Here is a 13,699-nt window from a genome sequence, read left to right as displayed (position 1 = left end):
ATTTCTGGCAGAAGTTTGACCGCGCACACAACAAAATCCTCCGATTTATATACTATTTAAACCGAGCAATTATTTTGTAAATAACTGATTTACAATAACTAATTGAATTTGATAAAGTGCTACGGTGAATTAATTACACGCCATTATTCAGTCTGCGGTCGGCGGCTTGAATTCCAAAGACCACCCATGTGATTGATCGGTTGTTTTAGCGCAAGCTTTTTGAATTGTAAACTGAGGCTTTCTAAAAGCAATACATCAGTCAGAATTAATACCTTTGCAGCGCATTGAAAAAAATGGAAGCTGGTACGGTTTAAAAGCCGTTGCAAACCAAATGAAGGAATAAATGCTTTTTAACTCTTTAGACTTTGCGATATTCTTACCGATAGTGTTCTTGCTCTATTGGTACGTGCTGAACAACAATTTGAGAAGTCAAAACTTTCTAATTGTTGTTGCGAGTTATGTTTTCTACGGATGGTGGGACTGGCGCTTTCTTTCGCTGATTGTATTCAGTACGATGGTCGATTACTTAGTGGGTCGCAGGCTAAAAACCGAGGAAAACAAAGGTAAGCGAAAAGTGCTTCTTTGGACCAGTATTTTAGTCAATTTGGGGTTCTTAGGCTTTTTTAAATACTACAATTTTTTCCTCGATAATTTTGTGTCCGCCTTCTCCTTCTTTGGAATGGAGATATCGGCCAGTTCGTTGAATATCATCCTTCCCGTTGGAATTAGTTTTTACACCTTCCAAACTTTGAGTTACACCATAGATGTCTATAAACGCAAATTGGAACCAACGGAAGATATTGTAGCATTTGCGGCCTTTGTAAGCTTCTTTCCACAGCTGGTCGCGGGCCCGATTGAGCGCGCTACCAACCTGTTGCCACAATTTTACAACAAACGAAGTTTTGACTATACCAAAGCGGTTGACGGCATGCGTCAAATCCTTTGGGGCTTGTTCAAAAAAGTTGTGATAGCAGACAACTGTGCAGAGTTTGCAAATCAAATATTCAATAACTCTGCAGACATGAACGGTAGCACCTTAGTACTTGGGGCGCTGTTCTTTACCTTCCAGATTTACGGTGATTTTTCTGGCTATTCAGACATCGCTATTGGTACTTCTCGCCTCTTTGGATTTAACCTGATGCGCAATTTTGCGTTCCCTTATTTCTCTCGGGATATTGCAGAATTCTGGCGCCGCTGGCACATTTCATTATCTACCTGGTTTAGAGATTATCTCTACATCCCGCTAGGTGGAAGCCGTGGAGGCACTGCCATGAAAGTGAGAAACACCTTTATCATTTTCATTGTTAGTGGCTTTTGGCACGGGGCCAATTGGACCTTTATTGTTTGGGGTGCTTTGAACGCATTTTACTTTCTTCCGCTACTGTTGACCAACAACAATAGGAACAATATGGAGATTGTTGCTAAAGGCAAATATTTACCTACTATCAAAGAACTCGGCCTCATGTTACTAACCTTTGGTTTGACCGTATTGGCTTGGATCTTCTTTAGGGCTGAGAATATTGGACACGCCATTAGTTATATCTCTGGTATATTTTCAAGCTCACTCTTTGAACTCCCTTGGTTCTTAGGAATGGGGAAAGGCCTAACCACGCTCCTACTAATTGGAGTTCTGCTCTTTGTTGAATGGTTAGGACGTGAAAGTGAATTCGCCATTGCAGATCTGGGGCTAAAATGGAAGCGCTCTTTGCGCTATGCATTTTACTACGCCATTATCATTGCTATTTTTTGGTTCAGCGGAAAAGAACAACAATTCATTTATTTCCAGTTCTAGATGATTAAAAAGTTCATTGGTAAAATATTGAGGTTTTCTGTGATAGGATTGATTCCGGTTCTGATCTTTGGCGGCATCTATTTGTACTACGATCCCTTTAAGGTCCTTTATGAGTACGATAGCTTCTACGACAGCGCTTCTAAGGATGTGGTTAATTTGAATCGAGATTTTCTGTCTACATCAACCTTTATCAAAAACAATCCTGACGAGCAATACGACAGTTTTATTCTGGGAAGCTCGCGTTCTATTTTTTATGAAGTAGCCGATTGGAAACCGCATTTATCTCCTGATGCCAAATGCTTTCACTTTGACGCCTCTGGAGAGTCGCTATGGGCCTTGCATAAAAAGGTGCTTTTCATTGATGAGCAAGGCAATGAGATAGATAATATACTGTTGATCCTTGACTTTGATACTTTAATTCAAGATCAACCTAAATCTGGTCACTTAGGTGTTATATCTCCAGCTTTGGTAGACAACAACAACCAATTTGAATTCCACAAGGAGTTCTTCACTGCCTTTTTAAACCCAAAGTTCTTGTACGCCTTTATGGATTATAAGATCACTGACGAGATCAAGCCTTATATGCGCAAAGGCAATCTTTTGGATGACCGAAAACGCAACTACGACCCATTGACCAATGAAATTCGCTTTGAGCACTATGAAGAGCTCATTGAAAAAGGCGAATACTACACGCCAGAGCGCTTGGCTGTATTCTATGACCGCGACTCAAAGCAGACCTATTTGAAACCGAGCATTAAGGAGAATCAAAAGCGAATGCTCAATGAAATTGCCGCTATTGTTGAAAAACAGAACACAAAACTTCGCATTGTGATCAGCCCGGCTTATGATCAAAAGAAATTCAATCCAGAGGATTTAGCCTTTCTGAATGAGACCTTCGGAACGGATTCGGTATTTGATTTCTCAGGAATCAATGAGATCACCCAAGATTACCGCAACTACTACGAGAGCGCCCACTACCGTCCACATGTTGCAAAGCAGATCATGGACTCCATCTACAAGAAGTAATACCGGCTTTAGCTCAAAAGCACTCACTAAACAAACCAGAAGGATAACTCTCAAACGCTTAAACGAAAAAAGCCCTCAGCTTTCGCTGTGGGCTTTTTGAAGTGCGGGTGCCCCCGAACGAAAAAATGATGTCCTGTGGACATCAATAGTGAGGGGTGGGCCTGTCGCGTTGGAAGTGATACTTCTAAAACATTGATTTAAGGCAACTATTTGAGGAGCGTGACTGCCGCGCAAGCGGTTCGACACCTTCAGCAAACGAAAAAAGCCCTCAGCTTTCGCTGTGGGCTTTTTGAAGTGCGGATGAAGGGAGTCGAACCCCCACGCCTTGCGGCACTAGATCCTAAGTCTAGCATGTCTACCAGTTCCATCACATCCGCTTAGGGCTGCAAATATAATTAATATTGGTAAATCCAAAAGGACTTATTTAATTTTTTCTAAGCGCGCAACCACTGCTTCATTTTGGGGAATGACGGGCCTTCATCGGGATAATATGCCATCCCAAAAAATTGCAGCAAAGGAAGACCAAAAAAATCACCCTCAGCATAACGCTGCAGGATCCAATCTGCCTGTCCTTTATACCCTTTCTGATGAAAAACCATTGATGGCGGAAGCTCCAAATGCACAGCTACGGCATAGCTCCAAAGCATGGCAGCCATCTCTTCTCCTTCCAACTGGTCGTTGTCTTTTAAAACCTGCTGATCGACTTGAGCCCGCTTGTCAGTCTGAGTAACCGCGTAATGTCCCGCTTCATGTAAGACATCCCCTGGAGCAGTGAGTTGAGCAAGGTCAATCCAAAGTTGCCCCTTATGCAATCCTACGCCTGGCAAAAAAGATTCGAACTCAAAAGACTCTAATTGAACAGGAATGCCTACCTGCTCCAGAAAAGGAAGCACTCGCTCAAAAAATTCTGAATCCTTAGTTATATGATCGGTCATAGTTCGCTTATCAAATGGAAGGCTGAATTTAATGCATTTTTTGATACCTTAGTGAGCCTTAAAAAATTGAGATGAAAAGTGCCAAAGACTATATAGAACAAAATAAAGACCGATTCCTTTCGGAACTCATTGACCTTTTAAAGATTCCTTCCATCAGCGCAGATTCTGCCTATGAGGAAGATGTCATCGCTACAGCTAAGGTCATTGAGCAGCGCCTTTTAGAAGCAGGTTGTGAAACTGTAGAGATCTGCGAGACGCCAGGTTACCCGATCGTTTTTGGAGAAAAGATCATTGACCCAGCCTTACCCACGGTTCTGGTTTACGGACATTACGATGTACAACCACCAGATCCTCTGGACTTATGGGACAGCCCACCTTTTGAGCCCGTGATCAAGAATACAGAATTACACCCTGAAGGTGCCATATTTGCTCGCGGCGCCTGTGATGACAAAGGTCAAATGTATATGCACGTAAAGGCTTTGGAATACATGACCAAAACCGATCAATTGCCTTGCAATGTCAAGTTTATGATAGAAGGTGAAGAAGAAGTGGGCAGTGAAAGTTTAGGTTGGTTTGTAAAACGCAATCAGCAAAAACTGGCCAACGATGTAATTTTGATCAGTGATACCGGAATGATCGCTAACGATATTCCTTCCATTACCACAGGGCTCCGCGGATTGAGTTATGTAGAGGTGGAAGTGACCGGGCCTAATCGCGATCTGCACTCCGGACTTTACGGAGGCGCTGTTGCCAACCCGATCAACGTTTTGACCAAGATGATTGCCTCATTGCACGATGAGAACAATCACATTACTATTCCAGGTTTTTACGATAAGGTAGAAGAACTCTCTGCCGCAGAGCGCGCAAAAATGGCCGAGGCTCCTTTTGATCTAGAAGCTTATCAAGATGCCTTGGACATCGATTCGGTTTACGGAGAAGCAGGCTATTCCACCAACGAACGCAACTCCATCCGTCCAACCTTAGACGTTAACGGTATTTGGGGTGGATATACGGGTGAAGGCGCCAAAACGGTAATTGCCTCTAAGGCATATGCCAAGATCTCCATGCGTTTGGTTCCTAATCAAGACTGGCAAGAGATCACGGAGCTGTTCAAAAAGCATTTTGAGGCCATTGCTCCTGCGGGTGTTCGTGTGGAGGTGAAGCCACATCACGGAGGCCAAGGTTATGTGACGCCAATTGACTTTCCAGGCTATAAAGCCGCTGAAAAGGCCTATAAAGCTACCTTTGGAAAGACACCAATTCCGCAACGCAGCGGAGGTAGTATCCCTATTGTATCTCTCTTTGAAGAAGAACTTAAAAGCAAGACCATCTTGATGGGCTTTGGTTTGGACAGCGATGCCATTCACTCTCCGAATGAACATTTTGGGATCTGGAACTACTTAAAAGGCATTGAGACCATTCCGCAGTTCTATCATTATTACGCACAAAATCACAACAATTAACCTCATAAAATCAACGATTATGCAATTCAATAAAACCTATGTAATCGCTTTTCTTTTAACCGTATTCACTGGGCTTACTGCCAGCGCACAGTTGGGAGACACCAGTCAAAAAAAGACCTTTAACCTAACCATTGCCAAAGACGGTAAACAGATCGTTATGGCTTGCCGTTCCGGATGTGCTTGGGAGACCTTAAGTTTTGAAAGCCCAAGACGTGGACTTTCAGTTACTGTGGATCAATTCGGAATGAAGGGAGACCGTCAAACAGCGAGTAACCCAGATGAACTTTCAGAGTTCTCATTCAGCATAGCTAAGATGCGTGGAGAATATAAACTAATCGGCCTGGAAGGTACCGCTTGGAAGACCTTGACCTTTACCCTACCTGAAGATGATTCCGAAGCAACTATAAGTACTGGTGGCGTACGTGTAAAATAATCTCTTTTAGTGCTTTTTACTTTCCAACCCCATAGTGAGTGGTCCCAGACCCAGAAATGGGCTTTCCGCTTTGTAGCGCTCTACAGCTGGCTGTACATTCTAATGATGTTTGGCGGCAGTAGACTGTTCAAACCATTGACTGTATGGCTTGGCCGTGATGTGCTGGGCATAGAAGGCCGCTATGAATTCTTCGCTACGGGAAGCGGTGACACCACCATGGCCTATGCCGGCCTTTTTACTCAATTGATTTTAGTGGTCTTAGGTACAGTCCTGTGGTCTGTTCTAGATCGAAAAAGGCGCTCCTACAATGCCGCATTCTATTGGTATACCGTGATCTTGCGGATCTTTTTGGTATTCTTCATGTTCACCTACGGCTTTGCCAAGATCTACAAGTCGCAGTTTGCAGGACCTTCTCTACTCAGACTCTTACAACCCATAGGCGATATGTCTCCCATGGGGCTCGCATGGACCTATATGGCGCAAAGTGAGGGCTTCAATATGTTTACTGGTTTTATGGAAGTCTTGGGCGGTTTGCTATTGATTCCTAAACGCACTCAAGCTCTTGGAGGTATTGTGGTCTTTGGAGTCATGCTGCAGATCTTTATGATGAATATGTTCTACGACATCCCCGTAAAGCTATTCTCTGCTCATTTGATGCTTTTTGGCTTGCTGATCTTTGTTGCGGATTGGAAACGCTTCAGTCATGTGTTCATCAAAAACAAACCCACTGAGGCTGTTGAATATTATAAACCCACTAAAGACCCAGTCTACCATACCGTGATAATGTGGTTTAAAGTTGCTGGGATAGCCATACTCTTTGCATTGATGGGCTATCAAGGCTATAATGCAGAACACAGTTTTGGTGACAAACGCCCCAAACCGCAATACTATGGAATTTGGGAAGCTGAAGAGTTTTTAAAGAACGGTGACACCATTGCTCCACTAATCACCCGATCTGACCGTTGGCGCTATTTGGTGATCGATCGTAAGGGTTATGCAGCGGTTAAAATGATGAATGACAGCACCAAGCGCTTTAATTTTATTGTGGATTCGACCGGTCAATCTTTGACCATGCGTTCAAGATCTGATACGCTAACGGAATCAAATTTTACCATTACCCAAACCGACTCCATTCAACTCATCTTAAAAGGTGTCTTGGATCAAGACAGTCTGCAAATTCGATTGCGAGCCAGAGATCTTTCTCAGATCAGACTCATCAATCGCGGTTTCCATTGGATCAATGAGACGCCGAATAATAGATAGACAAGGGGTTCGCACTCCTTTTCTCACGCAGCAGTCTCAAACTATTGGTTATCTTTGAGTACCAACTAACTCGCGGTGAACCGAATAAATCGCTTTTTTCAAGAATTACAGCGACGTAATGTCATAAAAGCTTGCATCTCCTATTTGGTGATCTCTTGGGTCATCTTGCAAGTTGCAGCTTTACTTTCTGACATTTTAGACGCTCCGGATTGGATCGGGAAAACGCTGTTTGTGGTGCTTTTGATCTTTTTCCCCGTTTGGATCTTGATCTCTTGGTATTACGAGTTTACCTCAGAAGGAATCAAAAAAACCAGTGAGGTTCCCGAGGAAGCATCAGAAACCAAGATCACCGGAAAGAAACTCAACATCCTCATCATTTCCTTTTTGAGTTTGGCGGTGATCCTGCTCTTTGTGGACCGATTCCGGCTTCAAAAACAGCAGCAAGTAGAGATTGAAGCCCTTGCGCAATCCGAAATACCTGAAAACTCCATTGTTGTGCTCCCTTTTACAGACCTCTCGCCCAATAAGGATCAAGAATACTTTGCCGACGGTTTGGCGGAAGAACTGCTGAGTTCGCTCACTCGGCTTCCTGAACTAAAGGTGACCTCAAGAACCTCGGCCTTCTCATTTAAAAATAAGGCCATAGACATTCCTACGCTTGCCGAGCAGTTAGGAGTAAATTATATTGTTGAGGGTTCCGTAAGGGTTGCAGACAGTATTATTAGAATTACAATTCAGCTTATTGATAGTAGAGCCGATCAAGGTATTTGGTCCCAAACTTGGAACAAAAAGCTGGAGAACATCTTTGAGGTTCAAAACTCGATCACCATGGCGGTGGTAAACAATTTAAAGTTGCAGTTCAATGCACCATTATTGGGAAATAAGAACCAGACAGATCCACGGGCCTACGCCCTGTATTTAGAGGGGAAACACTGGTATCAAAACCCCAATCTCTTGGCCGAGAATTTTGAAAAAGCCAAAACTTTGGTCGAACAATCCATTGCGATTGACGCTTTATACGCTCCAGCCTGGGTACTGCTGGCCAAGATCTATGATTTGCAGACCTCTTCGCGCTTTATTGCGTTTGAAGAAGGCTACCCCAAGATCAAAGAAGCAGTGAATACGGCCTTAGAATTGGACCCTGAGAACGCTCTGGTCTTCACGACACTTGCCGATATTGCTTGGCAGTACGATTGGGACTTTCAAAAGGCCAGTGAATACAATCAAAAAGCCCTCATGCTGGAACCCAACAATGATGTAGTTTTTGACCAAGCCGCTTCTTTAGCTATTGTTTTGGGCAATACGGATAGCGCTGTAGCCTACAATAAAAGATCGGCAGAGCTAGACCCTGTGAATATTGATAATTGGTATAATTTGGGGAACTCCTATTATTACAATCAACAATATGAGTTGGCAATTGCGGCCCATAATAAAGCTTTGACCATTGAACCCGACATCTACGCCGCCCAATACAGCATTGGCCTAAATTACCTTATGCTGGGCGAGGCCGATAAAGCGCAGGAAGCCATAGCAAAAGAATCAGATACGCTTTGGCAAGAGCATTTCAATACCTTACTGCTGTACAGGCAGGGCAAAAAGGCGCAAGCCCAACAAGCCTTGGACGCTTTTATTGAGCAATATGAAGGTTATGCCGACTATCAAATTGCACAAACCTACGCCTACTGGGGCGCTACTGATCTGGCTTTTGCATGGCTGGAGAACGCCTATGAATCCCAAGATTTTGGGATGGTAGAAATGATCTCCGAGCCATTGCTCAATGGCTTACACCAAGATCCGCGTTGGGATACATTCCTGAAAAAAGTCGGCTTAAAGAGCTGATCGAACCCTTTTAAAAACATATTTCTTGTTAAATTTTTCTTTCTACAGTTGTAGAATTAAAATATTATTCTACATTTGTAGAGAATAAATATTCTAGTGACCATGTCCTTATCAAAATCAGAAGAACAACTCATGCACCTCTTGTGGGAACAAGAAAAGGCCTATATGAATGATCTCATTGCTGCCTATCCAGATCCCAAGCCGGCACAAACCACCATTGCCACCTTATTGAAGCGTATGCGTGATAAAGGTTTTGTGGATTACACCCAAGAAGGACGCGCTAGACAGTACTATCCTTTGGTAGAAAAGCAGTCTTACTTTTCCAAGCAAATGAAAGGCATGATCCAGAATTTCTTTGATAATTCTGCGGCTCAATTCGCTTCTTTTTTCGCCAAGGAAACAGACCTCAGCAAAGAGGAATTGGAGTCTTTGAGAAAATTGATCGATCGCGAAATCAAAAATAAATAGTCATGGAATTCTACGCATTGAAAACGGCAGCCTGCTGGGCGATTCTCTACGGCTTTTACAAATTGGTCTTAGAGCGTGAAAGCATGCATCATCTAAAACGTTGGTATTTGTTAGGCGGATTGGTACTTGGAGCCATCATTCCTTTGATCACCTTTACCTCTTATGTCTTAGTGGATGGAGAAGCCGTCATCTATATGGTCCGCGGAGAAAATGGCGCCGAGCTTGCACAGCAATCCTTTTGGCAAAGTCTGAACTACAGCAAGATTTTATGGACCGTTTATTGGATTGGCTTTGGACTTTTTGCAATGCGATTTTTATGGAACCTCAGCAAACTGATCCGCAGTATTTGGGCGCATCCCAAGTCTGCCAAAAAACCACTCTTCTTTGTTTTATTAGGACGTCCGGTGCAACCACACACCTTTTTGCAATACATCTTTGTCAACAAAAAACGTTTTACAGCGCAGGCCATTCCAGAAGAAGTCCTGTTGCATGAACAAGCTCATGCGGAACAACTTCACAGTGTAGATGTGTTGCTTGCGGAACTGATGCAAGTGGTCTTTTGGTTCAATCCACTGGTCTACTTTATAAAGCACAGCATTTTGCTCAATCACGAATTCTTGGCAGACCAAGCCGTTTTAAAGACGGGCGTGCCCAAGAGTCAATATCAAAATACTTTACTGGCCTATTTAAATCCTCGGACCTGTCCGGAGTTGGCCAGTGCCATTAATTATTCATCTATCAAAAAACGATTCACACTCATGAAAAATTCATCATCAAAAAAGACCCAATGGGCCAAAGGCCTATTGCTGCTCCCTTTATTGGCGGTCTTGCTGTACAGCTTTAGCAGTACCAATGAGGTGCTGATTGAAGAGAAAATCCCTGTAGAGGAAATCGCCGATCAGTCTCAAAAGACAACCAAAGAAGCCTATCTGCCTGTTAAGCACCCAACCTTAGACGATTTTGAGCGCTGGCAAGACAGCGATCAATACGGTCTTTGGATAGACGGCAAACGCGTGGCCAACAAGGAGATCTTTGAATACCACCCAGACGATCTTCCCTACTTTACAGAAAGTAAATTGGCCAAGAATGCAGTGAACTATGGAAAGCACTACGTTCAAGTTGATGTCATGTCCAATTCTTACTGGCAAGATCAAAAGGGTATTGGGTTTATTCCTGAAGAAATGAAAGAGTTTCTTATTGATCAAGCCGTAAACGGTGACAAGGAATTACAGATCAGTATTCAAGGCAAGAGCGTTTACGTCAACGGCGTGAAAACTTCATTGAAGCAGTTCAAAGCTGTGGTCAATGAAGCTACTAAAGACTGGAGTCAATCAGATTTTAATCGCGTTGATTTAGAACTCATGATCAAAAACCCAAACAAGGATTTCATCAATAAACTCAATGATATCTTTAAAGAGACTGACCTCTACAAGGCCGATCCGAGTAAATTCCCTTATGGCCTCAATCCACCACCTCCTCCACCGCCACCACCAGCGCCACCAGCACCTGTTGTGGAAGAGGTTGAAATTGAAATTAGAGATGCTCAGAATGTCCAATACGTGATCGTTGAAAAAGACGAAGTTGAAGAAGTTGAAGAAGAACTTGAAGAGATCATTGAGGTTGAAAACGTACAAACCAAGGTGAAGCGCAAAGCTTATATCAACGGAGGTGATCCGGATGAAGAAGTGATCATCATTGAAGTGGTTGAAGATCCAGATTCTTTAACGCCGCCACCACCGCCACCACCAAAGGAACCCATTGAGGCCATCAAGGATCTGATCGATCAAGGAGCCACCTTCTATCTAGACGGCAAAAAGATCAGCTCAAGCCAAGCTTTAGAACTTGTCAAAGCAGATAAGATCAACTATATCGATGTGGAAAAGGTAGATAATAATCCGCCTAAAGTACTGATGAAACAGTAAAGCATACCCACAGATGAATGAAAGCCCCGACAATTCGGGGCTTTTTAATGCTTTATTATGTAACAAATAGGGGTAAATCGCGTTCTAATAATCTCGGAAGCAGCACTGTACTGAATCCGAAAACATTAATTCATCAATCATGTTACAATCTTTTTTCATCTTCTGCTCGGGAGCGGATACCGATATCCTCGACCAATGTTCTCCCGGAGAACGCACCAAGTATGCCGGGATCGGCGCCACGGTATTCTTTACGGCTGTTATGGCTGCCATTGCGGCCACCTACGCCCTATTCACAGTTTTTGACAGCTATCCTGTTGCTATTGCCTTTGGGCTGGTTTGGGGATTACTGATCTTTAATTTGGATCGATTTATTGTCTCTACTATTAAGAAACGCGGGAAGTTTTGGGACGAACTGGTGCAAGCCACTCCGAGACTTCTATTAGCGGTTATTATTGCTATTGTTATTGCCAAACCTTTGGAGCTGAAGATCTTTGAAAAGGAGATCAATCAGGTCTTGTTGGAGGAAAAGAACCAAATGACCTTGGACAATCAGGATCAGATTGCCTTGCAGTATCAGCCTAAAATTGCCGAACTCAACGGGCAAATTGAAGGCCTTAAGCAAGAAGTTGTGGACAAAGAGACCAGCGTGAATGCGCTTTATGAGACCTATATTGCAGAGGCTGAAGGGCGCGCAGGTACAGAACTGGTTGGTAAAGGTCCTGTCTATCAAGAAAAACGTGATAAACACGATGCAGAACTAGCCGCTTTGACCGCACTCAGAACAGCCAATGCGGCAAAAATAGCCGATCTGGAAACTGAGATTACCGAACTCCAAACGCAGTACGACGATAAGGTGGTGGAAACCCAGCCGGTCATTGAAGGTTTTGACGGCTTGATGGCCCGAGTGAATGCTTTGGACAAATTACCTTGGCTGCCATCATTCTTTATCTTTTTACTCTTTTTGGCGGTAGAAACGTCTCCAATTTTTGCAAAGCTACTTTCTCCAAGAGGTCCTTATGACCATAAATTAGAGGAACAAGAAGGAGCCATTGCATCTTGGGCAGCACAGCAAAAACAACAACGCAACATTTTAGTGGATACAGATCTGCAGCTCAATAACCGAGTTTATGAAGATATTGCAGAAGAACAAGAAGCCTACGATTACAAAAGAAAAAAGGCCCGCGAACTTATGCAGTTGCAGGCCGATGCTTTCTTTGAAAAACAAAAACGTCTCTTATAACTAGGCAGCGATGCTGATCTCTGTTAGGGCTGGAGCTTGAGCGTTAACGTTCCAGTCTAGTTGAACAGCTTGCTTAGCAGAAGCAAAGTTCAAGTTGTTGTAAGATAGGTAGATGCTCAATAGGCGTCCTGGGATCTGAAGGCTAGCTTTTAAATCAAGCTTAGAACCCTCTTCGTGAATCCATCGCATTAGGGGCTGCTCATGGATATGGTTCATGACGTGTTTTGCTCCGAAGTGCTTCTTCAAGCGCAAGAAGATCTCCACGTCAAACAACCAACGACTCACGAAAGGCTTGCTGTAGATCACAGGAATAATGTCGCGGTGGAATACTTTAGCACCACATTGGGTGTCTTTGATAGGTAATCTCAAGATGAAACGGATACACATCCCAACGATCTTAGACATGATGCCACGATCTTCTTTACGTTGGATGTTTCCTCCTCCTAGATTTCTTGATCCGAATACGCTAACCAACTCTTTCTGGCTTTTAAGCCTATCCACTAAAGCTTTGAAATCTTCAAAGTCAGTGGATAGGTCTGCGTCCATAAAGCCTACAAACTCAATATCTGAGCGTGTGTGCAAGTAACGAGCTCCTGCTCTTACTGCGGCAGCTTTTCCACCATTGCGCTTAATGTCAACAACAGAAATACGGTTGTCAGCGTTGCGCTTAAGTCGGTTTAAAACGGTGATAGTCTCATCAGAACTGCCATCATTAACAAAACAAAGATGGTATCCTTCATTTTCCTTTACAAAGTTTAAAAAGGCAATTTGGTTGATTCTATCGGCTTCGTTGTAGCAAGGGATAATAATTCCAGTTTTCATCGTAGTAGAGATTTGTTTTTGTTTTTATTTCATACAAACATATCCCAGCGAAGCGGCTTTTTACGGGGGTTTTCGGTCAGCACCAGTTTGCTGTAGACGAATACCATTCATCGACAGATAAACCATTCACCGAAAGTTGAAGCTAAGATGAAAAGCTTTGAAATCCTTTTGAAGATACTTAGGCTTAAGACCAATCCTTATCTGTTAGCAGTTCTTATTCTGAGGGTATTTAGATTTATGTGTTTAGCCGTGCAGAAGTACAAATGGTAAAAGAAAAAGGCCCGCAAACTTATGCAGTTGCAGGCCGATGCTTTCTTTGAAAAACAAAAACGTCTCTTATAACTAGGCAGCGATGCTAATCTCTGTCAAGGCTGGAGCTTGAGCGTTAACATTCCAGTCTAGTTGAACAGCTTGCTTAGCAGAAGCAAAGTTCAAGTTATTGTAAGATAGGTAGATGCTCAATAGGCGTCCTGGGATCTGAAGACTAGCTTTTAGG

Annotated in this window: 11 protein-coding genes and 1 tRNA gene; 9 read left to right on the top strand and 3 right to left on the bottom strand. The window is 43.2% G+C overall.

Annotated elements, in window-relative coordinates; genetic code table 11:
* Positions 1 to 343: 343 nt before the first annotated feature.
* The gene (locus POW22_RS04715) at positions 344 to 1,792 is read left to right on the top strand and encodes an MBOAT family O-acyltransferase (RefSeq protein WP_272831470.1); all 1,449 of its coding nucleotides are present in this window, start codon (positions 344 to 346) and stop codon (positions 1,790 to 1,792) included.
* Positions 1,793 to 2,818, top strand: coding sequence for a hypothetical protein (locus POW22_RS04710; RefSeq protein ID WP_272831469.1), 1,026 nt, complete (start codon positions 1,793 to 1,795; stop codon positions 2,816 to 2,818).
* Between the two features lie 295 nt (positions 2,819 to 3,113).
* On the opposite strand, the gene POW22_RS04705 is transcribed toward POW22_RS04710, so the two are convergent.
* Both POW22_RS04705 and POW22_RS04700 read right to left on the bottom strand, forming a co-directional pair.
* Positions 3,114 to 3,195: transfer RNA gene (locus POW22_RS04705), tRNA-Leu, on the bottom strand.
* Positions 3,196 to 3,252: 57 nt separating this feature from the next.
* Positions 3,253 to 3,753, bottom strand: coding sequence for a hypothetical protein (locus POW22_RS04700; protein WP_272831468.1), 501 nt, complete (start codon positions 3,751 to 3,753; stop codon positions 3,253 to 3,255).
* Positions 3,754 to 3,824: 71 nt separating this feature from the next.
* Here POW22_RS04700 and POW22_RS04695 point away from each other — a divergent pair, with 71 nt between their 5' ends.
* The 7 genes from POW22_RS04695 (at position 3,825) to POW22_RS04665 (ending at position 12,381) form a co-directional block, all read left to right on the top strand.
* A complete protein-coding gene (locus POW22_RS04695) occupies positions 3,825 to 5,216 on the top strand; it encodes a dipeptidase (protein WP_272831467.1) in 1,392 nt (463 codons plus the stop codon).
* Positions 5,217 to 5,235: 19 nt separating this feature from the next.
* Entirely contained in the window at positions 5,236 to 5,649 is a 414-nt protein-coding gene (locus POW22_RS04690; protein ID WP_272831466.1) for a hypothetical protein, read from the top strand.
* Positions 5,650 to 5,784: 135 nt separating this feature from the next.
* Positions 5,785 to 6,912 (top strand): DoxX family protein, encoded by a 1,128-nt coding sequence (locus POW22_RS04685; protein ID WP_272831465.1) that lies wholly within the window; start codon positions 5,785 to 5,787, stop codon positions 6,910 to 6,912.
* 75 nt (positions 6,913 to 6,987) lie between these two features.
* Positions 6,988 to 8,751, top strand: a complete 1,764-nt coding sequence (locus POW22_RS04680; RefSeq protein WP_272831464.1) for a tetratricopeptide repeat protein — start codon at positions 6,988 to 6,990, stop codon at positions 8,749 to 8,751.
* Positions 8,752 to 8,853: 102 nt separating this feature from the next.
* Positions 8,854 to 9,219, top strand: coding sequence for a BlaI/MecI/CopY family transcriptional regulator (locus tag POW22_RS04675; protein WP_272831463.1), 366 nt, complete (start codon positions 8,854 to 8,856; stop codon positions 9,217 to 9,219).
* A gap of 2 nt (positions 9,220 to 9,221) precedes the next feature.
* On the top strand, positions 9,222 to 11,141 hold the full coding sequence (locus tag POW22_RS04670; RefSeq protein WP_272831462.1) for a M56 family metallopeptidase: 1,920 nt from the start codon (positions 9,222 to 9,224) through the stop codon (positions 11,139 to 11,141).
* A 139-nt stretch (positions 11,142 to 11,280) separates the two neighbouring features.
* A complete protein-coding gene (locus POW22_RS04665) occupies positions 11,281 to 12,381 on the top strand; it encodes a DUF4407 domain-containing protein (RefSeq protein WP_272831461.1) in 1,101 nt (366 codons plus the stop codon).
* Here POW22_RS04665 and POW22_RS04660 read toward each other — a convergent pair whose 3' ends face one another.
* Entirely contained in the window at positions 12,382 to 13,203 is an 822-nt protein-coding gene (locus POW22_RS04660; RefSeq protein WP_272831460.1) for a dolichyl-phosphate beta-glucosyltransferase, read from the bottom strand.
* Positions 13,204 to 13,699: the final 496 nt, after the last annotated feature.

The organism is Gilvibacter sediminis (genome assembly GCF_028561565.1).
GTDB classification, from domain to species: domain Bacteria; phylum Bacteroidota; class Bacteroidia; order Flavobacteriales; family Flavobacteriaceae; genus Gilvibacter; species Gilvibacter sediminis.
Note: the sequence above shows the minus strand (reverse complement) of the source record. Positions and strands in the feature narration are given on the sequence as shown.